The sequence below is a fragment of the Corynebacterium sp. MSK041 genome, from assembly GCF_030232265.1.
Classification (GTDB): Bacteria; Actinomycetota; Actinomycetes; order Mycobacteriales; family Mycobacteriaceae; genus Corynebacterium.
On record NZ_JASPJK010000002.1, the window covers coordinates 154830 to 180562 of the forward strand.

General features: G+C 59.3%; 24 protein-coding genes and 1 pseudogene. 14 read left to right on the forward strand and 11 right to left on the reverse strand.

Annotation, left to right across the window (positions count from 1 at the left end; genetic code table 11):
• Positions 1–2 precede the first annotated feature (2 nt).
• The 3 genes from ilvC to QP968_RS03080 form a co-directional block, all read right to left on the reverse strand.
• Positions 3–1019 carry a ketol-acid reductoisomerase gene (gene ilvC / locus QP968_RS03070; protein ID WP_284854960.1) on the reverse strand — a complete coding sequence of 339 codons (1017 nt, stop codon included), beginning with the start codon at positions 1017–1019 and terminating at the stop codon, positions 3–5.
• 90 nt (positions 1020–1109) lie between these two features.
• Positions 1110–1637, reverse strand: a complete 528-nt coding sequence (gene ilvN / locus QP968_RS03075; RefSeq protein ID WP_034664858.1) for an acetolactate synthase small subunit — start codon at positions 1635–1637, stop codon at positions 1110–1112.
• Positions 1638–1639: 2 nt separating this feature from the next.
• Positions 1640–3448, reverse strand: a complete 1809-nt coding sequence (locus QP968_RS03080) for an acetolactate synthase large subunit (RefSeq protein ID WP_502870018.1) — start codon at positions 3446–3448, stop codon at positions 1640–1642.
• A 317-nt stretch (positions 3449–3765) separates the two neighbouring features.
• Between QP968_RS03080 and QP968_RS03085 the strand changes: the two genes are divergently transcribed.
• The 4 genes and pseudogenes from QP968_RS03085 to QP968_RS03100 all read left to right on the forward strand — a co-directional run.
• Positions 3766–5343 carry a mechanosensitive ion channel family protein gene (locus QP968_RS03085; RefSeq protein ID WP_284854962.1) on the forward strand — a complete coding sequence of 526 codons (1578 nt, stop codon included), beginning with the start codon at positions 3766–3768 and terminating at the stop codon, positions 5341–5343.
• 49 nt (positions 5344–5392) lie between these two features.
• Positions 5393–5902, forward strand: a complete 510-nt coding sequence (locus QP968_RS03090; RefSeq protein ID WP_284854963.1) for a PH domain-containing protein — start codon at positions 5393–5395, stop codon at positions 5900–5902.
• 4 nt (positions 5903–5906) lie between these two features.
• Positions 5907–7760: a dihydroxy-acid dehydratase gene (gene ilvD / locus QP968_RS03095; RefSeq protein ID WP_284854964.1), complete on the forward strand. Its 1854-nt coding sequence runs from the start codon at positions 5907–5909 to the stop codon at positions 7758–7760.
• Positions 7661–8599, forward strand: a pseudogene (locus QP968_RS03100) (glycosyltransferase 87 family protein); the annotation flags it as partial. The gene ilvD and the pseudogene QP968_RS03100, both read left to right, overlap by 100 nt.
• A gap of 288 nt (positions 8600–8887) precedes the next feature.
• Here QP968_RS03100 and QP968_RS03105 read toward each other — a convergent pair.
• Positions 8888–9835 carry a DoxX family membrane protein gene (locus tag QP968_RS03105; protein ID WP_284854965.1) on the reverse strand — a complete coding sequence of 316 codons (948 nt, stop codon included), beginning with the start codon at positions 9833–9835 and terminating at the stop codon, positions 8888–8890.
• A gap of 171 nt (positions 9836–10006) precedes the next feature.
• Between QP968_RS03105 and QP968_RS03110 the strand changes: the two genes are divergently transcribed.
• Entirely contained in the window at positions 10007–11410 is a 1404-nt protein-coding gene (locus tag QP968_RS03110) for a YkvI family membrane protein (protein WP_284854966.1), read from the forward strand.
• Positions 11411–11647: 237 nt separating this feature from the next.
• A complete protein-coding gene (locus tag QP968_RS03115; RefSeq protein WP_284854967.1) occupies positions 11648–12742 on the forward strand; it encodes an HNH endonuclease signature motif containing protein in 1095 nt (364 codons plus the stop codon).
• 187 nt (positions 12743–12929) lie between these two features.
• Here QP968_RS03115 and gatB read toward each other — a convergent pair whose 3' ends face one another.
• Positions 12930–14432 (reverse strand): Asp-tRNA(Asn)/Glu-tRNA(Gln) amidotransferase subunit GatB, encoded by a 1503-nt coding sequence (gatB, locus tag QP968_RS03120; protein ID WP_284854968.1) that lies wholly within the window; start codon positions 14430–14432, stop codon positions 12930–12932.
• Between the two features lie 49 nt (positions 14433–14481).
• Positions 14482–15444 (reverse strand): bile acid:sodium symporter family protein, encoded by a 963-nt coding sequence (locus QP968_RS03125; protein WP_284854969.1) that lies wholly within the window; start codon positions 15442–15444, stop codon positions 14482–14484.
• An 89-nt stretch (positions 15445–15533) separates the two neighbouring features.
• Between QP968_RS03125 and nadA the strand changes: the two genes are divergently transcribed.
• Together nadA and nadC are read left to right on the forward strand one after the other, a co-directional pair.
• Positions 15534–16487, forward strand: a complete 954-nt coding sequence (nadA, locus tag QP968_RS03130; protein ID WP_284854970.1) for a quinolinate synthase NadA — start codon at positions 15534–15536, stop codon at positions 16485–16487.
• A 4-nt stretch (positions 16488–16491) separates the two neighbouring features.
• A complete protein-coding gene (gene nadC, locus QP968_RS03135) occupies positions 16492–17340 on the forward strand; it encodes a carboxylating nicotinate-nucleotide diphosphorylase (protein WP_284854971.1) in 849 nt (282 codons plus the stop codon).
• On the opposite strand, the gene QP968_RS03140 is transcribed toward nadC, so the two are convergent.
• From QP968_RS03140 to gatC, 5 genes are read right to left on the reverse strand one after another with little or no spacing between them, the layout of a single operon-like run.
• Entirely contained in the window at positions 17337–17918 is a 582-nt protein-coding gene (locus QP968_RS03140; protein WP_284854972.1) for a GNAT family N-acetyltransferase, read from the reverse strand. The two genes, nadC and QP968_RS03140, sit on opposite strands and share 4 nt — an antisense overlap.
• On the reverse strand, positions 17918–18949 hold the full coding sequence (locus QP968_RS03145; protein ID WP_284854973.1) for an ATP-dependent 6-phosphofructokinase: 1032 nt from the start codon (positions 18947–18949) through the stop codon (positions 17918–17920). Before QP968_RS03145 ends, QP968_RS03140 begins: the two co-directional genes overlap by 1 nt.
• Before the next feature lie 19 nt (positions 18950–18968).
• Positions 18969–20303 carry an MFS transporter gene (locus QP968_RS03150; RefSeq protein WP_284854974.1) on the reverse strand — a complete coding sequence of 445 codons (1335 nt, stop codon included), beginning with the start codon at positions 20301–20303 and terminating at the stop codon, positions 18969–18971.
• On the reverse strand, positions 20287–21768 hold the full coding sequence (gene gatA / locus QP968_RS03155; RefSeq protein WP_284854975.1) for an Asp-tRNA(Asn)/Glu-tRNA(Gln) amidotransferase subunit GatA: 1482 nt from the start codon (positions 21766–21768) through the stop codon (positions 20287–20289). The genes QP968_RS03150 and gatA overlap by 17 nt, the downstream gene beginning before the upstream one ends.
• On the reverse strand, positions 21769–22077 hold the full coding sequence (gene gatC, locus QP968_RS03160; RefSeq protein WP_284854976.1) for an Asp-tRNA(Asn)/Glu-tRNA(Gln) amidotransferase subunit GatC: 309 nt from the start codon (positions 22075–22077) through the stop codon (positions 21769–21771).
• A gap of 91 nt (positions 22078–22168) precedes the next feature.
• Here gatC and QP968_RS03165 point away from each other — a divergent pair, with 91 nt between their 5' ends.
• From QP968_RS03165 to QP968_RS03190, 6 genes are all read left to right on the forward strand, one after another.
• Positions 22169–22843: an ACT domain-containing protein gene (locus tag QP968_RS03165; protein WP_284854977.1), complete on the forward strand. Its 675-nt coding sequence runs from the start codon at positions 22169–22171 to the stop codon at positions 22841–22843.
• Between the two features lie 96 nt (positions 22844–22939).
• On the forward strand, positions 22940–23464 hold the full coding sequence (locus tag QP968_RS03170) for an ArsR/SmtB family transcription factor (RefSeq protein WP_284854978.1): 525 nt from the start codon (positions 22940–22942) through the stop codon (positions 23462–23464).
• Entirely contained in the window at positions 23464–24486 is a 1023-nt protein-coding gene (locus QP968_RS03175) for a serine hydrolase domain-containing protein (RefSeq protein ID WP_284854979.1), read from the forward strand. Before QP968_RS03170 ends, QP968_RS03175 begins: the two co-directional genes overlap by 1 nt.
• Entirely contained in the window at positions 24483–24740 is a 258-nt protein-coding gene (locus QP968_RS03180) for a hypothetical protein (RefSeq protein WP_150386055.1), read from the forward strand. The genes QP968_RS03175 and QP968_RS03180 overlap by 4 nt, the downstream gene beginning before the upstream one ends.
• 21 nt (positions 24741–24761) lie before the next feature.
• The gene (locus tag QP968_RS03185; RefSeq protein WP_284854980.1) at positions 24762–25430 is read left to right on the forward strand and encodes a hypothetical protein; all 669 of its coding nucleotides are present in this window, start codon (positions 24762–24764) and stop codon (positions 25428–25430) included.
• The gene (locus QP968_RS03190) at positions 25418–25732 is read left to right on the forward strand and encodes a hypothetical protein (RefSeq protein ID WP_284854981.1); all 315 of its coding nucleotides are present in this window, start codon (positions 25418–25420) and stop codon (positions 25730–25732) included. Before QP968_RS03185 ends, QP968_RS03190 begins: the two co-directional genes overlap by 13 nt.
• Position 25733 lies beyond the last annotated feature (1 nt).

Consider the following 25733-nt stretch of genomic DNA (forward strand, 5'->3'; position numbering starts at 1 on the left):
GATTAACGCGCGGTATCGGTCAGCGGATTCTGCACCCAGGACATCATGTCACGCAGCTCAGCACCGGTCTTCTCAATCGGGTGCTGGGAGATCTTTGCGCGCAGGTCCTCGAGTTCCTTGTTGCCACCCTCGACGTTGGCAATGAGGCGACGGGTGAACTCACCGGACTGGATGTCCTTGAGTACCTCACGCATACGCTCCTTGGCACCAGCGTCAACAACGCGTGGGCCGGACAGGTAGCCACCGAACTCAGCGGTGTCAGACACCGAGTAGTTCATGTTGGCAATGCCACCTTCGTAGATCAGGTCAACGATGAGCTTGATCTCGTGCAGGCACTCGAAGTACGCCATCTCCGGTTCGTAGCCAGCCTCAGTCAGAACATCGAAGCCGTTCATGATCAGCTCTTCCAGGCCACCGCAGAGAACAGCCTGCTCACCGAACAGGTCGGTGACGGTCTCAGCCTCGAAGGTGGTCGGGATGACACCGGCGCGAGCGCCACCGATGGCTGCAGCGTAGGACAGAGCCAGGTCGCGGCCATTGCCCTTCGGGTCCTGCTCAATAGCAATCAAGCACGGCACACCTTTGCCGTCGACGAAGGTGCGGCGAACGAGGTGTCCCGGCCCCTTCGGCGCAACCATGCCGACGATGATGTTGTCAGCCGGCTCGATGAGCTTGAAGTGGATGTTCAGGCCGTGGCCGAAGAACAGTGCATCGCCGTCATTGAGGTTCGGCTCAATGTCGTTCTTGAAAATCTCGGCCTGGGAGGTGTCCGGAGCCAGCAGCATGATCACATCTGCCCATGCAGCGGCATCGGCGTTGGACTTGACCTCAAAGCCAGCCTCGCGAGCCTTCTCCGCGGACTTGGAGCCCTCGCGCAGACCCACAACAACCTCAACGCCAGACTCACGCAGGTTCTGTGCGTGGGCGTGACCCTGGGAGCCGTAACCAATCACGGCAACCTTGCGGCCCTGGATGATGGACAGATCAGCATCGTTGTCGTAAAAGACTTCAATAGCCATGAGCGAACCTTTCAAATTCTGTGAGATGTGCCAATCGCACGTCCCACTATACGGGACGCGCGTCTAACTATGTGAGACGGGGGTGGAAAATTATTTAGAGGGCGCCAGCGTCTTCGGACCCCGGTTAAGCGCCACGCGGCCGGACTGAACTAGCTCACGGATACCAAATGGCTCGAGGACATCCAGCAAAGCGCGCAGCTTGCTCGACGTACCGGTGGCTTCGATAACAACGGAATCCGGCGCAACGTCTACCACGCGTGCACGGAAAATATTCGCGGCATCCACAACCTGCGGACGGTTGCTGTTGTTCGCATTCACCTTCACCAGCATGAGAGAACGCGCAACGGTCGACTCTTCTTCCAGGCGCAGAACCTTGAGCACGTTCACGAGCTTGTTCAGCTGTTTGGTGATCTGCTCCACCGCATGCTCCGAGGCATCAACCACAACGGTGATGCGGTGAATACCCGGTGTTTCCGTCTTCGCAGAAGTCAAGGAAACAAGGTTGAAACCACGACGTGTAAACATTGCGGTCACGCGGGTGATGATGCCTTCGACGTCCTGAACCAGCACGGACAGGACGCTACGAGTCACGTCGTCATAAAGATGATTAGTAGTCATGCTTAGTTCTCCTCGTCGTTGTCGTCATCAATCGCCTCAGCGATCGTCTCGTGGATGTCTGCGGGGGATTCGCCGGCAGAGAGTTCCTCGTCGAAAAGCGGGCGCAGATCACGCGCGTACTGAATCTCAGAGTTGGAGCTTCCAGCAGCAATCATCGGCCACACCTGTGCGTTCTCACCGACAACGAAGTCAATGACAACCGGGCGGTCATTGATCTCACGGGCACGTTTGATAGCCGGCAGGACCTCTTCTTCCGTGGTCACACGGATCGCCTCAGCACCCAGAGCTGCGGCCAGCCCCAGGAAGTCCGGAACATACGTGGTGTCCTGGTGCAGCTTGGTGTGCGAGTAGTGGCCGTCATAGAACAGCGTCTGCCACTGACGCACCATACCCAGGTTGCCGTTGTTGATCAGGGCAACTTTGAAGGGGAATCCCTCCACTGCAGCGGTGGTAATTTCCTGGTTGGTCATCTGGAAACAACCATCACCGTCAATCGCCCAGACTTCCTTGTCCGGGCAACCTGCCTTCGCGCCGAGTGCAGCTGGGACGGCGAAGCCCATCGTGCCCAGACCACCGGAGTTGAGCCAGGTGCGTGGATGCTCGAAGTCGAGGAACTGTGCGGACCACATCTGGTGCTGGCCAACACCAGCAACGTAGATGGCATCGGGGCCAACTTCCTTAGACAGGGTCTCAATGACAAACTGCGGAGACAGGGTGCCGTCCGCATGCTTCTCGTAGCCGCGCGGGAAGCGCGTCTTCATATCGCCGAGGTACTCCATCCACTCGTCGATCTTCGGGGTGGAGATCTTCTTGCCCTTCTTGAATGCCTCCGTCAACTGGCCGATAACCTCTCGCGCGTCACCCACGATCGGAACATCGGCAACGCGGATCTTGCCAATCTCAGCTGGGTCCACATCAGCGTGGATGACCTTGGCATCCGGGGCGAAGTGCTCTGGGTCGCCCGTCACGCGATCGTCGAAACGCGCACCCAGAGTGATCAGCAGATCAGCCTTCTGCAGCGCTGCAACTGCCGGAACCGTTCCGTGCATGCCCGGCATACCCATGTACTGCGGGTGGTGCGACGGGAAAGCGCCCAGAGCCATGAGCGTAGTCACAACGGGCAGGCCGGTCAGCTCAGCGAACTCGCGGAGCTCCTTAGCAGCGTTAGCCTTGATAATGCCACCGCCGGCGTAGATGACTGGGCGCTCCGCCTCAGCGATCATCTTCGCCGCCTGAGTGATCTGACGGTTGTGCGGCTTCGTGGTCGGCTTATACCCCGGCAGATCAACCACCGGTGGCCATTCGAAGTCCAGCTCAGCGTTCTGGATGTCCTTGGGAAAATCCACGAGGACAGGGCCTGGGCGGCCGGTGGACGCAAGGTGGAATGCCTCAGCCAACGCCTTAGGAATGTCCTCCACGCGAGTCACCATGATGTTGTGCTTTGTAATCGGCATGGTGATGCCGCGGATGTCTGCTTCCTGGAACGCATCCGTACCCAGCAAAGCAGTGCCCACCTGACCGGTGATGGCCACGATGGGAACCGAGTCCAAGTAAGCATCTGCTAGGGCGGTAACAAGGTTGGTTGCGCCCGGGCCTGAGGTGGCCAGGCACACACCGACCTTGCCGGAAGCGAGTGCGTAACCCTCAGCGGCATGCCCAGCACCTTGTTCATGGCGCACGAGGACGTGGCGCAACTTCTTGGCGGCAAACAGGGCGTCATATAGCGGAAGCACCGCTCCCCCTGGAATACCGAAAACAATGTCCGTGCCCAGCTCCTCAAGACTGCGGACGATCGCCTCCGCACCTGTCATGCGTTCGGGCTGCTTTTTCTGTGACGCTGCCACTATTCCCTCAAACTCCTTATGTGAGGCCTTTTCGGTGTTTTACCAGACTTAATCACACCCAGTTAGTAGGCGTGATCTTGGGGTGACCAACAACAAAGCCCCCGCTTACTTAGCGGGGGCGCTTGCTGTACTTGACCGTTTGTGAAACCGGCTCCGATGCTACGAGAGCATCAGTCACGCGAAGCGCCACGCCGTACCACTACTAGGCCAATAAAAGTCATGCCGAAGATCATACACAATTCCCCAGCACTTTCTCAGCTATAACGGGCTAGTCTAGCTGTGTTATGCCGTTTTCACTGATTCTTGACCAGGTCTGGCGTTGGCTTGCTGATACCGGAATTAACCTGGCCCTTCTGCTTCTCCTCGCTTTTCTGGTGCCTCGCGCTGGCCGTTTGGCCAACCGTTATGTGGAACGCCAGGTAGCTGAATCTAAAGACACGAATGAGGGTAAAACTTCCCTAGCGCTTGCCGGTGTGGGCATTTATATCGTCCAGCTGATCGCCTACTTCCTCATCCTTGTTTTCTTCCTGCAGCAGCTTGGCTTCTCTCTGGCCGGCGCTGCTATTCCTGCCACCGTGGTATCTGCTGCCATCGGTTTTGGTTCGCAACAGATCATCGCGGACTTCGTCGCAGGCTTCTTCATCCTCACGGAAAAGCAATACGGAGTGGGCGATCTGGTCACATTCCAGGGCAATGGCATTGATGTCACTGGTGATGTCATTCAGATCACCATGCGCGCCACGCAGGTGCGCACACTCGAGCAGTACACAGTGACCATTCCGAATTCTGCGGCACAGGTGTGCATTAACAATTCGAATCACTGGTCTCGCGCCCTCGTGGAAGTGCCCGTACCGCTGCTTGGTTCCCACGACACCGAAGAAGTCATCTCGCGCGCGGAAGCAGCAGCACGCCGTGCGATTTCGGAGCCGGATATCGTTCCGCTCATCCAAGGCGAGCTGCTGTGCCAGCCCGGCACCGACCTCAACCCGCCGAACACGGTGGGCATGCCATGGACGCTGGATATCCGCTTCATGGTGCGCTGCACACCTGGTGATCAGTTCCCCATCGAGCGCGCAATTCGCGTGTACATCCTCGACGAGTTCTTCGATGAGTACGGCTCCGCCGCCGCCATGCCAGAGGCTCCGCTTTTCGACGCAAACGATACCCGCACCACCGCCTTCACCCCCGCCTTCCTCACCCGGCGTTATGCCTCCGAGTGGAATCAGTGGGAATCCGAAGACAAAGAGGACAAAGAGGACAAAGAGGACAAGGACAAGCACATCCTCTCCCCTGCCCCTGAAACAAAGGTTGAGCCTGTAGCGGTAGAAGAAACCTCACATGAACCGCAACGCACCGGTTTGTCCGCGGGTGACCGCACCAAGCCCGACAAGACTGCTCCGGAGGATGACCCAGCAACAAAAGATAAAGCAGAAGCTGACAAGCAGCGGCGCTCTCACTTTGGCACCCTTGGTGGGCGCATTCGGGCGTCTACAGGCATGCTCATCTTGGTCTTCGCGGTGCTACTCATTCTGCGTGGCTTGACGTTGTCTTCGGGAGAAGACAGCGAGAGGAACTCCGGGATCCTTGCCCCACCGCGCAGCAACACGCCTTCCTCCGTTGTGGAAACGCCACAGCCACAACCCCAACCGACCCAGGCGCCAGCTCCCACCTCCGACGCTGCCCCCACCGACGCAGCTGAGTCTGAGTTCAACACCACCGAGCCCACGTCTGGGCAAACGGAGGCACCAACGAACAACCCTCAGCAGCCAGAGCAGAACCCAACCGAGCAGGGGCAGGCACCGCGCCAGGAAGAGGCCGGGGCGGCCCAGGGGGCGTCGATAAGCGAGCCCGCACGACCGTAACCTGGCGGTGACTGCCCAGCGTGACACCTAGTTGGCTAGCATGACACCCATGACTTCTGTCGGCCGTACGTTTACTCCAGACCGCACCCACCTCCTCGCGGTGGGTTTGATGACGGGTATTGGGCTCATCGCGATCTCATGGGCCCCGCTTTACCTCGGCTGGGTTCTCATCTTCCCGGTGATCTTCATCATGTGGGTGCTGAAAACACAAACGCATGTTGATGAGGCGGGAATTGACATCAAGTACCTCTTCCGCAAGAACGTTTCTATTCCTTGGGACGAGTTCAAAGGTGTGTCATTCGAAGGCATGAGTGCCAAAGCCGCCACCACAAACGGCAAAGAGTTCCCCATGCCCGGAGTAACATTTAATTCATTGCCGGAGCTGTCTGAAGCCTCCCAAGGTCGCATCACCGACGTGATTACGGAAGCTGCTGAAGCAGCAGACGGAATGATGGAAGTCACCGACACCGAAGGCAACTCCGTACTCATGACTAAGGAAGAGTACGAAACCCACGCACAAGCACACGCGGAAGCAGAAAAGCAAGCAGACAAGGAGTAAGCACGTGCCCAACGCGATCCCTCTCCGTTCCCGGGTCACCACCGTCGGCCGGCAAGCCGCCGGTGCGCGCGCTCTGTGGAAGGCAACCGGAACCAAAGACAACGAATTCGGTCGCCCGATCGTTGCGATTGTGAATTCGTACACCCAGTTTGTGCCCGGTCACGTGCACCTGAAGAACGTCGGCGACATTGTTGCTGAAGCAGTGCGTGAAGCTGGCGGTATTCCGAAGGAGTTCAACACCATCGCTGTTGACGACGGCATTGCCATGGGCCACGGCGGAATGCTGTACTCCCTTCCCAGCCGTGAGATCATCGCGGATTCCGTTGAGTACATGGTCAACGCGCACACTGTTGACGCCATGGTCTGCATTTCCAACTGTGACAAGATCACACCGGGCATGCTCAACGCTGCGCTGCGCCTTAACATTCCGGCGGTCTTTGTCTCCGGTGGGCCGATGGAGGCAGGCAAGGCTGTTGTCATCGACGGAATCGCCCAGTCCGGCAAGAAGACGAACCTCGTCGATGCGATCTCCATGTCCGCGGATGACAACGTGAGTGATGAGGACCTCGACCGCATCGTCGAATCCGCCTGCCCTACCTGTGGTTCCTGCTCTGGCATGTTCACCGCAAACTCAATGAACTGCCTGACGGAGGCACTAGGACTCTCCCTGCCGGGTAACGGCACCACGCTGGCTACGCACACCGCGCGTCGTCGCCTGTTCGAGCGAGCTGGTGCCGCGATCATGGACATCTGCCGCCGCTACTACGGCGAGGGCGATGAATCTGTCCTGCCACGCAACGTGGCTACGCGCGAGGCCTTCCGCAACGCCATGGCCCTGGATATGGCCATGGGTGGTTCTTCTAACACGATCCTGCACACCCTTGCCGCAGCGCAAGAAGGTGAAATCAACTTTGACCTGAAAGATATTGACGAGCTCTCGCATGAGATCCCGTGCATCTCCAAGGTCGCACCTAACGGTGACGCGCACATCGAGGATGTCCACCGTGCCGGCGGCATCCCCGCCATCCTGGGTGAGCTCAACCGCGCTGGACTGCTCAACACTGATGTCCACTCTGTGGTCTACCCCACCCTCCAGGAATGGCTCGATGACTGGGACATCCGCGGTGGCAAGGCTACGGAAGAAGCCATCGACCTCTTCCATGCGGCCCCAGGTGGTGTTCGCTCCACCGAGGCATTCTCCCAATCCAACCGCTGGGACAGCCTGGACACCGATTCCGTCAACGGTGTCATCCATGACTTTGACCACCCGTTCAGCTCCGATGGTGGCTTGGTGGTTCTGCGTGGCAACCTCGCCGAGGACGGCGCCATTCTGAAGACAGCTGGCGTGGACCAGGAGCTGTGGGAATTCTCCGGTCCTGCCCGCGTTGTCGATTCCCAGGAACAGGCTGTATCCATGATTCTTGCCCGCGAGGTTCAGCCGGGCGATGTTGTGGTCATACGCTACGAAGGTCCCGCCGGTGGCCCGGGCATGCAGGAGATGCTCCACCCCACCTCCTTCCTCAAGGGTGCCGGTTTGGGCAAGGTGTGTGCTCTCATCACCGATGGGCGCTTCTCCGGCGGCACCTCCGGTCTGTCCATCGGCCACATTTCGCCGGAAGCAGCCCAGGGGGGCCTCATCGGCCTCATTGAGAACGGCGATACGATCCGCATCTCCGTGCGTGACCGCGTGTTGTCACTCGAGGTGGATGACGAAGAACTAGATAAGCGCCGCACAGCGATGGAAACAAAGGACAATCCATGGACACCGAACCGCACCCGTCACGTCACCAAGGCGCTCAAGGCCTACGCACGCATGGCAACGTCGGCGGACAAGGGCGCAGTACGCAAACTCGACTAGTTTTCCGCGTTCTGCTCATCGCGCTCGCCATCACGCTGGGCGCGGTGAACCTGTACGGCAGCTACCTCACGGCGTTTGACTCACGCTTGCTCGACGTCGGTGTCTTCCGCGATGCCGGCAATGCGTTTAGGCACGGCCATCCGCTTTACGACGGCTTCCCGTCCCGCAGCGGCTACGCCTTCATCTACCCACCATTTGCAGCTGTCCTGTTCCTCCCCTTGACTGTGGGCGGGGAACTATTCATGGACATCGTGTGGAACGCCACCATCATCGCCTGCGTGGTGGGCATTCTAGCGATGGCCTGCCACCGTTTGGGCATGAAGGACTGGCTGTTCTGGGCAGTCACCCTCGGCGGATTTGCCACCTGCCTGGACATCATCCAGGCCAACCTATACTTCGGCCAGATCAACGTTTTCTTGGTCTTCTTGGTCACGGCTGACGTGCTCGGATATACCCCGAAGCCTCTTCGCGGCCTGGGCATTGGTCTCGCCGCGGGTGTGAAAATCACGCCAGCTGCCTACGCCATCATTTTTTTGGTACGCAAGGACTGGTGGTCCCTGGGCCGCTCCGCCGGATTCTTCTTCATCACCGTCATTCTTGGATTCTTTGCCCGCGCGAGTGAATCGGTGGACTTCTGGACGAAGTACTTCTTCGAAACCGACCGCGGTGGCCGGGTAGATTACCCACACAACCAAGGCCTTGGCGGCCTTTTGTCCCGGGGACCATTGAGCGTTGATGCGGTGGGCACCCTCACACCGTTTATCTTCGTCGCTTTTGCGGCCGCCACCATTTACGTGGCCTACCAACTGGAGAAGCACAACCGCAGCGTGGAGGCTCTCTTCCTGGTTGTCCTTGGTATTTCCATCGGCGGGCCATATGCGGTGGCCCACCACTGGGCCGGTGCCATCCTGGTCCTTCCGATCATCCTTGCTGTGCGTGAGGATTTCCTGCGGATTCTGCTTTCCATCACAGCCGGTGCGTGGATTGTCCCGGGTTACATGCTCATCCCTGAGAGTGACCCCTCCAACGTGGAATGGCGGACGTGGCTGGCTGGCAACCTTATTGGTCTGATGGGGTTAACGGTGTTCATCGTGTACCTGATTTACACCGCTTCCCCCGAGTGGCGGTTACAGGAACCACCACAGAAGGCCGGCGGCACCAAGACCGATAGCAGCGCCGATCCAGGCACTGACGCGCGGACGACGGGCCCAGCTGCGGGAGTAATCCACACCGAAGAGACCGGGGCCAGTGAACTGAACCGCTAAGGCCATGCCCAGCAGAACAACCGCGAGCCACGTAGCCGGATCCCAGTTGAATGGCGAGACCGTACCGGCCACAGCATCAAGCGCTACAAACCCGGTTGCAGCGACACCCACCATGGCTGCCACCGGAGTCATCAGACCCAGCAGTAGGAAAACACCAGCCGCCAGCTGCATTGTCGGCAGCGCAATCGCGAGGATGCGCGGCTCATTGTGGTTAGCCAACTGATCCTGCAGTCCGGCCAACCCTTCGTTCGTGCCCAACTGGAAGAAAGTTGCCACCGCGGTCAGCGTGAGCACTAGGCCCAGAACAACGCGCAGAATCAGCAGACCAAAGTCGATCGTCCCGCGGTCCACCGCGACCGGTTGTGCTGCTGGTGCGGGAGTCGTGCCGTCGATAAGCGATGGCTGCTCGGGGCCGTCCGTGGGCTCGAGCGAAACCGTCGATGCGGTGGCGCCTGCCGCAACCGGTGCAAGCGTCTCTGTCTTCAGACCTTCTGACCGTGCCGGAGCCTCCGTCTTACCGCCAACGATCTTGATCGGCTCCTCGTCCGCCACAAACTTCTCGGCCGTCTTTTCCGTGGGGACGACCGGCGCTTCTGGCTCCGGTGCGGACTGCGGCTTCGGGGCTGCCGGGAGAACCTCAGTCGGTGCTGCCTTGCCCGTACGGGTGTAGACATTCGATTCGGATGCGGACGGAATATCATCCAGCGCGGTATCAAGCTCAAGGTCAATGTCCACGTCATTGATGTCGCGGGCATCTAGGCTCGGCTGTTTCTTGTTCGGATTATTCGGAGTGCTGCCAGTTTCGTTCATGCACACCAATCTATGGCAGCACCCTGCTGATCCTGGGGATCTTTCCCGCGTGTACGCCAAGCCATCAACAGAAGCTGGGTGATTCCTGGCCAAAAGGTTGAGTCCACCGCATCAAAACCTGTCTGATACCCTCGACTCCGCACGTTTTTTCGATATCTAAAGGTTTTTTAAATGAATAAGTCTCTAAAAGTGGCCCTAGCGCTCGTCGGACTCACAGTGGGTGCTGGCTTTGCGTCGGGCCAAGAGATCCTTCAATACTTCCTTGCATTCGGCTACCGCGGCATCATCGGTGCTGCCATCGCCGGCATCACCATCGCAGTGTTCAGTGCCTGGGTGTACCAGCTTGGTTCCTACTACATGGCTGATGACCACAGCGCCGTATTCAAGAGTGTCTCCCACCCATGGCTTGCCCGCTACATGGACGTGACCACAATGTTCACGCTGTTCTGTATCGGGTTTGTCATGGTCGCCGGTGCCGGGTCCAACCTGAACCAACAGTTTGGGGTCGACACATGGATCGGTTCCGCAATCATGGTGCTACTGCTCATCGGTTCCGGATTCTTGGACATTGACAAGCTGACCAACGTCATCTCCTTCATCACTCCCCTGCTGATCATCTGCCTTTTGGCTGCATTTGCAATCACGCTGATGAACATGCCGGAGAATGCGGCCAGCCTCAATGAACTCGCCCAGACGAATACTCCAGCTTCCGGCACGTTCAACAACTGGTTCATCACGGCATTGAACTACGCCACCCTGGTGATGATCATGGACTGCTCCATGATGCTCGTCTTCGCCGGCTCCCAAATGAACCCAGCGCAAGCCGGTAAGGGTGGACTCCTTGGCGGCATCATCTTCGCTGTGTTGCTGATGATCCTTGTGTTCATCCTGTTCTTCAACATGGAACACATCATGGACGCAGACCTGCCGCTGCTCATGGTCTTCTCCACGATGCACCCCGTTGTGGGCACGATCGTGTCCATCATCATCTACCTGATGATCTACAACACCGCCGTTGGCCTCTTCTACGCTCTTGGCCGCCGCCTCAGCCACGACAAGCCGAAGAAGTTCCGCGCCTACTACGGCATCGTGGTCATGATCGGTTTCGCACTGTCCTTCATTGGCTTCGCTGATCTCATCGGCTGGGTCTACCCACTCCTTGGCTACCTGGGTCTGATCCTTGGCGTTGTCATGGGTGTTGCTTGGTTCCGCGACCGCGAGAACATCAAGGAGGAGACGGAGCGCCGTGAGCGTTTGGCCGAGCTGGCTGAAACCGCACTCGACCCGGAGATGGAAGACCTCACTAGCACACAGCGCGAGGAAGTTGAGGATCTTGTCTCCGATTCTCACGTTGCGGATCAGGAGCTGTGGCAGTCCGTCCAGGAGGAAGTAGCCGCTGACCTTGATGCAGATCCGGAGAGCGAATTCGACCTCAAGGACGTTCCGGCTCTCGACCCTGAGTCCGAACAGTACGAAGGCGCACCTGAAACTCAGGATGATGAGATCCAGTGGAAGGCCTACGAGGAGATGTACGAAACCGGCGAGTTCCCCGCCGTCAAGCCCGAGTCGAAATAGCTTTTCGCTTATCGACGCCCCCAATCCTTTTGCCGGGCCAGCAAATCCGATTGTTTTCTGCGGGCCTTAACTTTTTTGGGTTTTCGGGAACTCTTCCTGTTCTCGCTGGTCATGCGGCTTCTTTACGTGTTCTGGCACCTGTTTCGGGGCGTGGCGCCTGTGGATAGTTTTTGGGTTATCCACAGGCTTTTTGGCCCTTAGCTGCACGTTTCTGATTTTCGGTTTAGTGTGCGTGGCATGAACACTTTTGCAGCACTAGTCGCGGGTTTAACCAACCCGATCGAGACCCTGGCATCCTTTGATGCCCAGGTCCTCCTCGACGCTGGCTGCAAACCCGCCCTGATTCGCCAATGGACCAAAGTCCACAAGGTCTACTACGGGAAAACAAAGTTCACCCGCAAACAAGCCAACGCGATTACAGTGGCACGCTCGACGAAGAAGTCCTTGGATCAGCTTGCCTACATCGAGAGTCGTCTTGCCGGGATCACAGACCCCGGCAAGAAATGGGAGTTACGCCTTGCCCTGTTGTCGGTCAAGGGAAACTACAAGACGCTGCAGCGTCGCGCTCAGGACATCGTCCCGGAGGTGGATAAGCCTGCCCCGGAGCCAACAATCCGGTTTGGTCGCTCACGTAAACAGTCCCGCCCCATGAATGTCATGGGCCCAGAACACGACATGGCAGCCATCGAGTACGCACTACGCCAACAAATCACCAGCGATGGGCCTGCCGGGCCACAGATGTACGAAGCATTCATGACCATCCTCGGGCTTCGCCCCGACACTGCGGGCGAGACCCCAGCTCGTATTGCTCCTGCTGTACCCCGTCCACTGATCCTCATCCCATTGGAAGAGCACACCAAGATCATCAGTGGTGCCGGCGACGATGTCATCCTGGGGCTAACCGATGGCACCACCATGACCGGTGCGGAATACTTGGCCCAAAATTTTGGGGACGTACTCGAAGTAGCGGTGTTCCACCCACAAGTTGGTGCGGTCAACCTGTATGACACGCAACGGTTTGCTAACCAGAAGCAACGCGACCTAGCCAGGGCATTATCACCAACATGTCCGGTACCGGATTGTCGGCATGCGGCGGATAACTGTCAGGTCCACCACATCAAAGCCTGGTCACAGGGTGGGTTAACCAACATGGACAACCTGGCCACGCTGTGCCGGTATCACAACCGCACCAACGACGATGACCCCGAACACAGCTACCACGGCCGGGTAGACAACATCCGGGGCGCACCCATATGGAGATCACCAAACGGACACCTCATCCCCAACACCATCCACCCCTTTGGAGCAATGACACTCCTGTACGGGCGGTAACCCACCAAGTAGCCGGCATGTCCGGCCATTTGGTGTGCCTAGAAAAGGTTGGTTTGACTATCGCCAGTCATGCGCAGCAAAACCGCAGGTCGCTGAGCGCTGCACGGTGCGATAGTCAAACCGCTCATCAATGCGAAGGCCCCAGCAGCGAGGAAAGGCTGTCTGGGGCGTCGGGTGCGTCGAGAAGCTAGTCGGCGAGTTTCTTCGCGATGATCTCGTTGATCGACTTCGGATCCGCCTTGCCCTGCGTTGCCTTCATCACCGCACCCACGATGGCGCCGGTGACCTTGGTGTTTCCGGCCTTGTACTTCTCCACGATGTCCGGGTTGGCCGCAAGCGCTTCATCAACTGCTGCCTCGATCGCGCTGTCATCGCGGACGACTTCGAGGCCACGCTTAGCCACGACCTCATCGACATTGCCCTCACCGGCAATCACACCGTCGAGTGCCTGGCGGGCGAGCTTCGTGGTGAGCTTGCCTTCCTTCACCAGTGCTACAACACGCGCGACATCTGCGGGCGTGACCCCAAGCGCATCAAGATCGGTGCCCGCCTCATTCGCCTTACCAGCGATGTAGGACACCCACCATGCGCGCGCCTCGTCCGGGGTGGTGCCGGCGTCCACTGTGTCCGCGATGAGGTCGAGTGCACCGGCGTTGACCAGATCACGGAATTCCTTCTCCGGCAGCTGCCACTCCTCTTGGATGCGTGCGCGGCGGACCCACGGCAACTCGGGCAGTGTTGCGCGGATTTCCTCGACCCACTCCGGCTTGGCAATCACTGGTGGCAGGTCCGGGTCGTTGAAGTAGCGGTACTCGCTTGCCTCTTCCTTCGGTCGGCCCTTGGAGGTTGAACCATCCGTTTCCTGGTAGTGGCGGGTTTCCTGAACGATCTCCCCGCCCGCTTCGAGCACAGCAGCATGGCGCTGCATTTCGTAGCGCACAGCCTGTTCGACGGACTTCAAAGAGTTAATGTTCTTGGTCTCCGTACGGGTACCAAACTTCTCCTGGCCCTTGGGGCGCAGGGACACGTTCGCATCACAGCGCATGGAGCCTTGGTCCATGCGAGCATCAGACACGCCGAGCGCCTTGACCAGCTCACGCAGCGCAGCAACATACGCGCGGGCAACTTCAGGGGCACGCTCCCCTGCACCAACGATCGGCTTGGTCACGATCTCAATGAGTGGGACACCAGCACGGTTGCAATCCACCAGCGAAGCTGTCGCGCCAGAGATTCGGCCAGATGCGGAACCCAGGTGGGTCAGTTTGCCCGTGTCTTCCTCCATGTGGGCGCGTTCGATGTCGACGCGCCACTCGGTGCCGTCGTCAAGCAGAACGTCGAGGTAACCGTCGTATGCAATCGGCTCGTCGTACTGCGAAATCTGGTAGTTCTTCGGCTGGTCCGGGTAGAAGTAATTCTTGCGGGCGAAGCGGGAGGATTCTGCGATCTTGCAGTTAAGAGCAAGGCCGATCTTGATGGCCCACTCCACGCCTTTGGCGTTCACCACCGGAAGTGCACCTGGCAAGCCCAGCGATACTGGGTCGATGTTGGTGTTTGGCTCCGCACCAAAGTGCGCGGAGGAGGTGGAGAACATCTTCGTCTCAGTAGAGAGCTCGACGTGCACCTCAAGGCCCATAACTGGGTCGTACTTTTCCAGTACCTCGTCGTAATCCATCAGGTCGTACGCAGTCATAGTTGACCAGTGTAGTGCGCTTCCTCTGGTGCCGAGACGATAGCTCCCGTTACTGCTTCTTTCGGTCCTTCGCACGGAAGAGAAGCGCCAGCACCGCACCGGACAGGTTATGCCAGACGGAGAACACCGCGCCAGGCAGAGCGGCCAGTGGACTGAGGTAGGTGGTAGCCAGCGTTGCTGCCATGCCGGAGTTCTGCATGCCCACTTCAACGGCCATGGTGCGCGAGGTTGCCTCCGGCTGGCCCGTGACCTTGCCGGTGAGGTAGCCAAGCAGGTACCCGATCGCGTTGTGCAGGATCACTGCGATGAGGACGATAAGGCCCGCCTGTGCGAGCTTGTCGCGCGAACCTGCGACAACGATGGCCACGATCATCGCGATGGCCGTCACAGAGACCCATGGGAGTGCAGGCAGAAGCTTTTCGACGAACCTCGGAGCCAGAAAACGCACCAACAGCCCCAGCCCAACAGGCAGGACAACCATCTTCAGGATGGACAGCGCCATCGGTCCAGCACTGACATCCATGTGCTCACCTGCCAGCCACAGTGTCAGAAGTGGGGTGAGCAGGGGCGCCAGCAGTGTGGACACGGATGTCATGGTCACGGACATGGCGACGTCACCACGTGCCAAGTACGACACAACGTTGGAGGAGGTCCCGCCTGGGGCACAGCCGACAAGGATCACGCCTGCCGCGATTTCGGGTGGCAAACCCAACGCCCACGTCAGTGCGACGGCAGCCAATGGCATGATGACAAACTGCGCCACCACACCGATGACCACTGGCAGGGGTTTCTTCGCCACAAACACGAAGTCCTTGCCCGTCAGTGTCAGGCCCATGCCGAACATGACGATGCCCAGCAGCCACGTGGTCCACCCCGAAATCGGTGCGACAACGCTGGGCGCGGCGAAACCGATAACACCGCCGGCAATCACCAACAAGGGAAAGCCAAGTGTTGCGATGAAAGCAGAGCGCTCTTCATTGCGCTTGTTCTGTTCAATTTCCGTTGATTCCATACAGCGGACAATAGCTCCCACTGTGTGAAACTTGTGTTTTGGGGGTCAACTTGACCTTGTTTGGATGAAAAGCGGGCTACATTGAACACATGTGGACCGATGAAGTGCAAAAACTGAAGGAAGAACGTAACGCCGTCATTCTGGCGCACAATTACCAAATCCCAGAAATTCAGGACGTCGCTGATTTCACTGGTGACTCCTTGGCTCTTTCCCGCATCGCCGCAGAAACTGACGCAGACGTGATTGTGTTCTGCGGTGTGCACTTCATGGCAGAAAGCGCAAGAATTCTTAGCCCGGACAAAACCGTGCTTATCCCGGATGCGAAAGCTGGGTGCTCACTCGCGGATTCCATCACCGCTGAGCAGCTCCAGCAGTGGAAGGAAGAATTCCCCGACGCCGTCGTGGTCAGCTACGTCAACACCACGGCAGACGTGAAAGCACTCACCGATATCTGCTGCACCTCGTCTAATGCGGTGGAGGTCGTCGCGTCCATCGATCCGGACAAGGAGATTCTCTTCTGCCCCGACCAGTTCCTTGGCGCGCACGTGAAGCGCGAGACTGGCCGGGACAACATGCACATCTGGGCCGGCGAGTGCCACGTCCACGCTGGCATCAATGGTAAGCAGTTGGCTGATCAGGCAGCTGCTCACCCGGATGCGCCACTGTATATTCACCCGGAGTGCGGTTGCGCGAACTCCGCGATCTACCTGGCTGGTGAAGGCGTCATCGATCCTGACCGCGTGCACATGCTATCCACCGGGGGCATGCTCGACCAGGCCGCACAAGATACGGAAGGCACCGTGCTCGTGGCCACTGAGGTGGGCATGCTCCACCAGCTGCAACTGAAATCCCCGAACACCGACTTCCAGCCGGTGAACCCGCAGGCTTCGTGCTCGTACATGAAGATGATCACACCGGGGAAGCTCGTGGCCTGCCTGCGCGAGATGAAGGATGACGTCACAGTCCCAGAGGATGTCGCGGCGAAGGCACGGCGGTCGCTGGAGCGCATGATCGCCATCGGTAATCCAGGCAGTGGGGAGTAAACCAATGCAGAGTTTGAACAAAGACGCCACGTTGCAACTCATTCGGCTTGGACTCGGTGAAGATTTCGCGCATGGTCCAGATGCCACCACCGAAGCGACCATCGATGCGGACGCACAGCTGACCGCAGCCCTTATCCCCCGACAACCAGGCGTTATCGCTGGACTCGACGCCGCGCGGTGGACGTTCACTGAGGTGTCCCCCGCCATCGCGGTGGAGGTCCACGCATCCGACGGGGACGCTGTCGCACCCGGTGATCACCTAGCCACTATTTCCGGCCCAGCGCGCGCCATCCTGTCAGCAGAGCGTACCGCCCTGAACCTGCTGACCTACGCCAGTGGCATTGCCACTCACACCAGCCAGTGGACTCAGGAGCTCGCGGGAACGCACGCCCGCGTGCGGGACTCCCGCAAGACGCTGCCCGGCTACCGCGACCTGGCTAAGTACGCCGTGCGCTGCGGCGGTGGAGCCAATCACCGCATGAGTCTGGGGGACGCCGTGCTCATCAAGGACAACCACGTCGCCAGCGTGGGAAGCGTCGCCGAAGCTTATCGACGCACCATCGAAGCCTTCCCCCACCTCCCCCGCGAAATCGAAGTCGATGACCTTAAGCAACTAGAGCAGGTGCTTGTATTCAAACCAGACCTGGTGATGCTGGACAATTTTGGTGTGGAGGGGACGCGGGAGGCCGTCGATAAGCGAAATGCTTTGTCATCAGAGACGAAGCTGGAATCCTCGGGCGGACTCACGCTTGACGTTGCACGTGCTTATGCGGAGACGGGCGTGGACTACCTTGCCGTCGGCGCACTCACACACTCCGTGAGGGTCTTGGACATCGGGCTGGATGCAATCTAGCGACGCAGATTCGCCAGCAGCGCAGTTTTCACCTCAGGCCACTCGGTGTCCAAGATCGAGTACACGCACGTGTCGCGGACAAGCCCGCTCTTAAGAATCTTGTGGCGGCGCAGCACACCGTCAAGCTTGGCACCAAGGCTCTCAATGGCCGCGCGCGACTGGCGGTTCATGTAATGCGTACGAATCTCCACACGCAAGCAGCCAAGCGCCTCGAATGCGCGCTGCAGCAACAGCAACTTCGCGGCCTTGTTGATCGGGGTGCCCTGCGCGTCTTTGGCCAACCAGGTCGAGCCGATCTCGATGTTCCTGTTCGCAGGATCCGGGTGGAAGAAGGTAGTCACGCCGATCGCTTGCCCCTCTGGATTCACAATCGCCCACGGTGCGCGGGACCCCTGCTTCTGCTGCGACAGGAGGGCATCGATGTAAGCGGGCACGCCCTCCGGCGTGGGGATGTGGTCCTGGTACCACAGCTCCGAGAGGTCCCCGACGTGCGCTGCGAGGGATTCCGTATGCTCGTGGCTCAGCGGCTCCAACGTAACCCACTCGTTGGACATGGTGGGGGTATCGCAAAAATTCATTAGCCGAACATAGCGCGCGCAGTCTTATACCGGTGCTCCGGCACACGCTTCAACGTGCCCACGGCGTCTTCCAGTGGAACGAGATCAATGTTCTCACCGTGCAGGGCCACGGACATACCAAAATTACCTTCGTGCGCGGCACGTGCCGCATGAACGCCGTAGCGGGTAGCCAAAACACGGTCATAGGCCGTGGGCGTGCCACCGCGCTGGATGTGGCCCAGAACCGTCGTGCGTACGTCATAGCCCAGGCGCTTGTGAATCTCATCGCCGATGATCTGGCCCATGCCCTTGAAGGTCTTGTGGCCGAACTCATCTTCTTCGCCCAGGCCGGCATCCATCGTGCCTTCCTTCGGCACAGCACCTTCGGCGACGACGATGATGCCGTACTTCTCCCCCATCTGGAACCGACGTTCCATTGCCTTACAGATGTCCTCAATGTCGAAAGGATCCTCGGGGATCACCGTGTAATGCGCACCGCCAGCCATGCCGGCGTGCAGCGCGATCCAGCCGACGTGGCGCCCCATTACCTCAACGATGAGGATGCGGTTGTGGGATTCCGCCGTGGTGTGCAGGCGATCAATCGCGTCCGTGGCCACGGATACGGCGGTGTCAAAGCCGAAGGTGTAGTCGGTGGCATTGACATCATTGTCAATCGTCTTCGGCACACCCACCACCGGGATGCCGTTGTCAGAGAGGAACTTCGCGCCTTTAAGAGTGCCCTCACCACCAATGGCGATGAGCGCATCCACTCCCGCATCCACCAAGTTCGCCTTAATCTGATCAATCCCAGACTTGAACTTGTCTGGGTGCAGGCGGCCCGTGCCCAAGATGGTGCCGCCGCGCAGCAGGATGGAATCCATATACGCGTCGTCGTAAAGATCTTCGCGCAGATCATCCATGAGACCCACCCAGCCATCGCGGTAACCCACCACCGTGGAACCGAACTCGGAGCTCGCGGTGCGGACGATGCCGCGGATAACAGCATTCAGGCCGGGGCAGTCGCCTCCGGAGGTCAGTGTGGCAAGACGCATGAACCCCACACTAGCGCGATTATGCCCGCCTGTCCGCGACAGCCTGCTTTCCTCCATTAGCCAGCGCCAAAGAAGCCACGGCTCCAACCACCATGGCCGCAGCTGGCACTGCCAGTGCTTTGCCAGCTGTGGCGTCGATCGCACCAGAAGCCAACACCGTGCCCACCAGCGCCACCCCCAGTACGCTGCCCACCTGGCGGGCGGTGTTGTACAACCCCGATGCCGCGCCGGTCTGATGCTCAGCGATACCCCGCATGGTCACCGCGGCATTCGGTGCCCACACGAAAGCGCCACCAATTCCCAGCAAAGCCGTGACTGCCAAGAACCACCACACCCCCGCCGAGACCTGAATGAGGAAAATGGCAAGACCAATCCCAACCGCAGAGACCCCGAAACCGATGACGCATAAGCGGCCAGGATCTCGCCGGTCCGTCAGATACCCCGCCACAGGCGTGAGCACGAAAGCCAACACAGACATCGGCGCGGTGATCAGACCGGATTGACTCGGTGTGGCACCGGCGACTGTCTGCAGCCAGTACATCAACGGGATGAACATTGACGCAACGGTGAAACCCATCGCGGCCACCCCGACGGCACCCAGGGTGAAAGAACGATCGCGCAGAAGCTCCAAGGGCAGAAAACCTTCATCCGCGCCCCGCTGCGCAAAGAGCACGAGGAGCCCCAAGAACAGAACACCCAGGATCACCGTGAGCCACTGGCCGAACTGGATGCCATAGACCAAGCACCCCAGCCCACCGAAAGAGAGCAAAACAGGTAGGAGGAAGATGCGTTGGTGGGTGGAAGGGAGCGTCGGCAAGGCAATAAGCCCCGCGATAAGGGCCAGCCCACCAAGGCCAGCCTGCGCCAAGAAAGCCGCACGCCACCCCGAGAATTCAGCAATCGCGCCACCCGCCACTGGTCCGATGAGTGAGGCCACCGAGCCGATCACACCCCACGCGGCAAAGGCGCGGCCTTGAAGATCCTCGCTGAACACTCGCGGGATGAGCCCGAACGCCTGTGGCAAGAAGAGCGCTGCGCCAAAGCCTTGGAGCCCGCGTGCTGCCACGAGCGACCCGAAAGACCACGACATCCCAGCAAAGACCAGCGCCGCCACATAGACCGCCAACCCAAGAAGAAACACCCGCCGTTGCCCATAGGCATCCCCCAGACGCCCTGAGGCTGGCATGGGGGCGACGGTGCACAGCAAGTAGATGCTGGTGAGCCAGATGGCATCGCCGACGTCGAAAGGCAACAGCGGGGTGATCACGGGCATGAAGCCCTGATCAATGAGGACGAGAAAATACCCCGCAGCAAGCGCTGCGAGGGTATTCCAAGGATTAACGGCCGGCTTCAAAGGCTGCCGCCACGCGGTAGAGGCGCTCGTCGGCGAACGCCGGCGCGATGAGCTGCAGGCCAACCGGTAGGCCGGTGTCCGAGGCGGTGCCGGCCGGGACGGACATACCGGGCAGACCAGCCAGGTTCAGTGGCAGGGTGAACAGGTCGAAGTTGTACATCGCCAACGGATCATCGATCTTGTCGCCCAGTTTGAACGCCGTCGTCGGTGTCGCCGGACCCGCGATGATGTCCACCTGCTCGAAAGCCTTGGCAAAGTCCTGCGCGATGAGCGTACGAATGCGCTGTGCTTGCAGGTAGTACGCGTCGTAGTAACCAACGGACAGGGCGTACGTACCCAGGATGACGCGGCGCTTCACTTCGTCGCCAAAGCCCTCGCCGCGGGTGAGAGCCATGACCTCTTCGGCGGAGTTCTTGCCGTCGTCGCCGACGCGCTTGCCGTACCGCATGCCGTCGAAACGCGCGAGGTTAGAGCTGACCTCCGAGGTCTGAATGATGTAGTACGCGCCCATGACATTTTCGAACGTCGGGCAATCAACCTCGACGATCTCTGCGCCCTGTGCTTCGAGCTGCGCGATCGCCTTATCGACGGCCTCCGTAACCCCCGCCTGCATCCCCTCACCGGAGAACTGCTTCACGCGACCGACCTTCACGCCGGTCAGGTCACCGGAGGCACCCTGTTTGGCGGCTGCCACAACAGCACTGACTGGGCGGTCGACACTAGTGGCATCGAACTCATCGTGGCCGGCGATCACCTCGTGTAGCAGTGCCGTGTCAAGCACATTGTTCGCACACGGGCCAGCCTGGTCGAGGGAGGAGGCGTTGGCGATCATGCCATAGCGCGACACCGCACCGTACGTCGGTTTCACGCCCACCGTTCCGGTGAGTGAAGCCGGCTGGCGGATCGACCCACCGGTGTCCGTACCAATGCCCAGCGGCGCCTGGCCAGCCGCGATTGCCGCAGCCGTACCGCCACCGGAACCACCCGGCGTGCGGTCCAGGTCATGCGGGTTACGGGTGACCTTGTAGGCAGAGTTCTCCGTGGAGGAGCCCATGGCGAACTCATCCAGGTTGGTCTTACCCAGGATCGGGATCTTCGCGGCGCGGATCTTGGACACGATCGTCGCGTCGTAGGGGCTCATGTAGCCCTCAAGCATCTTCGATGCAGCGGTCGTCGGCGCGTCTGTGGTGACAAACAGGTCCTTCAGCGCTAGCGGAACACCAGCGAGCGGGGATGCTGGGGCTTCACCGGCCTTGACGGCGGCATCCACTTCGTCGGCAACCACAAGAGCTTCCTCAGCGCCAACATGCAGGAATGCACCGATGGTCTCATCGGTTTCGGCGATGCGGTCGAGGAATGCCTGGGTCACCTCGCGGGAGGTCACCTCACCGGCCTGAATCTTCTCGGCCAGCACGTGCGCCGGCAGACTAGTCAGCCCTTCTGCGGGAATAGTGTAATCGGTCATTTACTGCTCCTCCCCCAAAATCTGAGGAACCATAAAGCGGTCCTCCTCAACCTCCGGTGCCTGATCCAGCGCCTGCTCCTGCGTCAACGTGGGCCGCACAACATCCTCGCGCATGCCAGCGTCAATCGAGTGCGGGTGACTCATCGGCTCAACACCGTCGGTGTCTACAGCCTGAACGGCTGAGACGGCCTCAACAATGGTGTCCAATTGCCCTGCGAGCTGGTCCAATTCCTCTTCGCTCACGGCAATACGCGCGAGTCGAGCGATGCCTGCGACCTCCTCGCGGGAGATTCCTGAGGCTTCAGCCACGGTGCCCACCTTCTTAAAATCATTGGTAATAGTCTCGGTCGCCCTTATACTACGGCAGCACCCCAATTGAATTTCAACGAGACGAGATGTCATGTCCTACCTGATCCGTGTTGTCCTTCCAGACACCCCCGGCAGCCTTGGTGAGCTCGCCGAGGCCTTCGGCATGGTCGACGCCAATATCAAGTCCGTAGACATTGTGGAATCAGTTTTTGCCGGCGATGCTGCGATGGTGACCGACGATATTGTTGTGGAACTGCCCACCGGCGTCATGGTTGATTCCCTCATCACCGCCGCCGCATCGGTCAAGGGCGTTGAGGTGGATTCCATTCGCCCCTTCACCGGCCGTGTTGACCGCCGTGAGCAGGTACAGATGCTCGCACGTGTGGCCAACCAAGTCCACGATCTGCCCGCCGCGATGGAGGAGCTCGTTTCCGTCATGCCCATGGCGTTGACGTCTTCCTGGGCTGTGGTCCTCCGCGAGACCGACACCGGCAGCGAGCGCGTCGCCGCATCTCAGGCCGCGCCCGGCGACGACGGTTCCGAGCCAATGCTTATCGACGTCTCCCATGCCCGCATCCTCCGCGACGACACCGACACGTGGGTCCCCGATGCCTGGTGGCTCCTCGACTCCACCCTGGCCATCACTCCTCTGGGTACCACCGGTCTCTACATGGTGGTCGGTCGTACTGGCGGCCCGGACTTCCTCGCCTCCGAGGTCAACCACATCGGCGACCTCGGTGCCATCGTGGGAGCCTTGGTCCGCTAAACAGCACCCTCCACCCCCTTTGACTCGTGCGCGCTTCGGCGCGCTTTTTCTTTTTCACGCTTGACAGATTGCCAGTGATTCCGTATTTCTAGAGTCATGCAACAGGAGATTTCCATTTCCCATGAAACCGATACAACGATCCTGGAGCGCCTGAAAGCTCTCGAGTCCCGAGTCGCTGCCCTCGAATCCTCCCCCACTTCATCGTCTTCGGGAGATTTCTGGGTCGTGGACCAGATCCAGTGCTCGAACTCTTCCGATCACGACCATCATGGATCCGTCGTCTTCGGAGGTGCCATCACACTTGACGGCCGGGAGTACGCGTACCAATGGGAACGCAGCGCCGACTACCTCACCGGCCGCGAGTGGAACGAGTACATTCACCGCATCGCCGCGATCGCACATCCAGTCCGAGGCGCTATCCTCCGTCGACTCTTGGTGGCGCCCGCAACAGTCGCCGAGCTTGTCGACGAAGCCCTTGTTTCCTCCACCGGCACCGCCTATCACCACATTGCCGCCCTTCAGAGCGCCGGCTGGATTGCCAAACTCGACGGCCGCTACGAAGTCAGGCCTTCCCGTGTCATTCCTCTATTGACCATCATTGCCGCCGGAGAGGACCACTAATGCGCCAGCAATATATCCGCCGCATCGCCGTAGGCGTCCCCGCTGCTCTGGCCACTCTTTCATTACTGCTCTATTTCGGCCCTCGCCCCATCGATTCCGCTACAGACCACACTGGCGACGACACAATTACATCGGTGCTCGTCGCCCACGCCCCCAAGGGGTACTACCAACTCGCCGGATTCATCTACGACGGTGGCGAGGTCCGCTTCGGCGGCCTGGGAGCCGACGAACACACCGAGTTCGAGATCGGTTCCCTGACCAAGACTTTCAACGGCGAGCTGGCCCGCCAACAAATTGAAAATGGCTCCCTTCGCCTGGATACCCAAGTCCAAGACATTATCGATGCTGCAGGAACCCCCATTGCTGATGTCACCATTGAGGAACTACTAAATCACACGTCCGGCCTATCCAGACTGGAAGGCGTGGGCTTTGCCAACCTAGTGCTGTCCCTGCTCCGCAATGGCGGCAATCCGTACAAGGATGCCACCCCGAACGACATTCTGGAAGCTGCAAAGCAAGCAGAACTCAAAAATCGTGGCGAAGAAAACTACTCCAATTACGGTCACGCCCTTCTCGGACAGCTCCTCGCTGTCAACGCTGACACTCCCTATGAAGAGCTGTTGCGCACCCAAATCTTCGAGCCGGCCGGAATGGCCTCGACTTTCCTCGCTATGCCGGGCACTGTCGACGGCCATCCACAGGGCCTCACTTTCAGCGGCCGTGAAGCCGAGCGCTGGGATATGAACGGCTGGGCTCCCGCAGGCGCCATCCGTTCCACTGCACACGACATTGCCAAGTATGTCGACTGGGTTGTCGCACACGGTGGCCCGGAGCTCGGCTGGGCGGATTTTGAGGAAGACGGCACAACATATATCTTCCACAACGGCGGAACCGGCGGATACAGCACAATGCTCGTCTGGGACCCAGAATCACCACATCCTCGCGCCGCATTCGTCGCTAATTCGAGTGAAGCCGACGTCGACGACCTTGGAATTGAACTGGTAAAAGGTACGCGCCCATGATCAGCCTAATTGTCATTCTAGTCTTGCTCGGGTTATCGACGTTCAGCTTGATGCGCAAGAAGAAGCCATTCATTGGTTTCTTGGATGCAGTTGTCACATCCCTCGTAGTGGTTCTCATCGCCCGAGGGATGAGTTGGAATGAATCCATCCCGATCCTTGTCTGGTGGCTCTTCGCGGCTTGGGCAGCCATCCTCGTGGGCCTCCAATCAGCGAGTCTGTTGACCCAAGAAGGTACAACCGAATCCAACGGTTAGCAGCCAACTATCCTTGTGAACATGAACGATATGGAAAAGCTCTACGAGTCTGCGGCGAAGCTGCAGAAAGTGGCGCCAGATGCCGTACTCGTCGGAGGAAGTGCGGCCGTTTTCTACGCTGGCCACCGCATGTCGTTCGATCATGATCACGTGATCCAGAACCTTCAAGGACGGTACGACGCAGTTCTTGAATCGGTTATGGCGCTCGAAGGCTGGACGACCGATCCACGCGCTTCCAAGCCGCCAATGACGATTATGGGCAGTCTCGATGACTATCAAGCTGGTCTTCGTAACTTACGACGCAAAACCCCATTAGAGATCGAAGAGATCACTCTCCCATCGGGGGACACCCTCCGGATTCCTACAATTGCCGAAGTCCTACGCACAAAGGCCTTTCTCATCGTTCGTCGAAACCAAGTGCGCGATTATCTCGACGTAGCTGCCGTTAGCTTCCAATTAGGCATCAAGACAGCCTGCAAGATTCTTTCCAACATCGATTCGTACTACTCCGAGATGACCGAAACCGATGGTTCAGTGCTTTCCGAGCTGATCTTCATGTTGGCGGCACCGAATCCTGCAGACACCCGGAATCGAGATTCGCTTGCGAACTACAAGGGTGTTTCAGCCGATTGGAATTCATGGTCACGGGTACAAGCCACGTGTAAGGAGTTGGCTGCATGGCTCACGTAATTCGTCCGCAGATGTTCCGAAACGTCTCGGCATCGCCAAAGGATCCGATCTCCTCGTGGCCCTACGAGGTGTACGCCGCCACCCTGCAATACGGCAATGTTTTTGACTGGCGGGTCTTCGCCGAGGAAATCCGTCGGGACCCATGGGGCGAGGTGGCAGAGCTCATGAACAGTGTCGTCCATGAGCTTCCCAATTTGGATGCTTCCCCACTCTTCTTCCTCATTCTGGGGCAGGCCCGTGGGGATGAAGAGATCTTCTTCAAGTCGCTGCCTGGGCGCGACAACGACTATGAAGCCTGGTGAT

Coding starts and splice junctions, on each gene's coding strand:
- ilvC (WP_284854960.1), bottom strand. CDS start 1,019: ATGGCTATTGAAGTCTTTTACGACAACGATGCTGATCTGTCCATCATC.
- ilvN (WP_034664858.1), bottom strand. CDS start 1,637: ATGACTACTAATCATCTTTATGACGACGTGACTCGTAGCGTCCTGTCC.
- QP968_RS03080 (WP_502870018.1), bottom strand. CDS start 3,448: ATGACAGGTGCGGAGGCGATCGTCCGCAGTCTTGAGGAGCTGGGCACG.
- QP968_RS03085 (WP_284854962.1), top strand. CDS start 3,766: ATGCCGTTTTCACTGATTCTTGACCAGGTCTGGCGTTGGCTTGCTGAT.
- QP968_RS03090 (WP_284854963.1), top strand. CDS start 5,393: ATGACTTCTGTCGGCCGTACGTTTACTCCAGACCGCACCCACCTCCTC.
- QP968_RS03105 (WP_284854965.1), bottom strand. CDS start 9,835: ATGAACGAAACTGGCAGCACTCCGAATAATCCGAACAAGAAACAGCCG.
- QP968_RS03110 (WP_284854966.1), top strand. CDS start 10,007: ATGAATAAGTCTCTAAAAGTGGCCCTAGCGCTCGTCGGACTCACAGTG.
- QP968_RS03115 (WP_284854967.1), top strand. CDS start 11,648: ATGAACACTTTTGCAGCACTAGTCGCGGGTTTAACCAACCCGATCGAG.
- gatB (WP_284854968.1), bottom strand. CDS start 14,432: ATGACTGCGTACGACCTGATGGATTACGACGAGGTACTGGAAAAGTAC.
- QP968_RS03125 (WP_284854969.1), bottom strand. CDS start 15,444: ATGGAATCAACGGAAATTGAACAGAACAAGCGCAATGAAGAGCGCTCT.
- nadA (WP_284854970.1), top strand. CDS start 15,534: ATGTGGACCGATGAAGTGCAAAAACTGAAGGAAGAACGTAACGCCGTC.
- nadC (WP_284854971.1), top strand. CDS start 16,492: ATGCAGAGTTTGAACAAAGACGCCACGTTGCAACTCATTCGGCTTGGA.
- QP968_RS03140 (WP_284854972.1), bottom strand. CDS start 17,918: ATGAATTTTTGCGATACCCCCACCATGTCCAACGAGTGGGTTACGTTG.
- QP968_RS03145 (WP_284854973.1), bottom strand. CDS start 18,949: ATGCGTCTTGCCACACTGACCTCCGGAGGCGACTGCCCCGGCCTGAAT.
- gatA (WP_284854975.1), bottom strand. CDS start 21,768: ATGACCGATTACACTATTCCCGCAGAAGGGCTGACTAGTCTGCCGGCG.
- QP968_RS03165 (WP_284854977.1), top strand. CDS start 22,169: ATGTCCTACCTGATCCGTGTTGTCCTTCCAGACACCCCCGGCAGCCTT.
- QP968_RS03170 (WP_284854978.1), top strand. CDS start 22,940: ATGCAACAGGAGATTTCCATTTCCCATGAAACCGATACAACGATCCTG.
- QP968_RS03175 (WP_284854979.1), top strand. CDS start 23,464: ATGCGCCAGCAATATATCCGCCGCATCGCCGTAGGCGTCCCCGCTGCT.
- QP968_RS03180 (WP_150386055.1), top strand. CDS start 24,483: ATGATCAGCCTAATTGTCATTCTAGTCTTGCTCGGGTTATCGACGTTC.
- QP968_RS03185 (WP_284854980.1), top strand. CDS start 24,762: ATGAACGATATGGAAAAGCTCTACGAGTCTGCGGCGAAGCTGCAGAAA.
- QP968_RS03190 (WP_284854981.1), top strand. CDS start 25,418: ATGGCTCACGTAATTCGTCCGCAGATGTTCCGAAACGTCTCGGCATCG.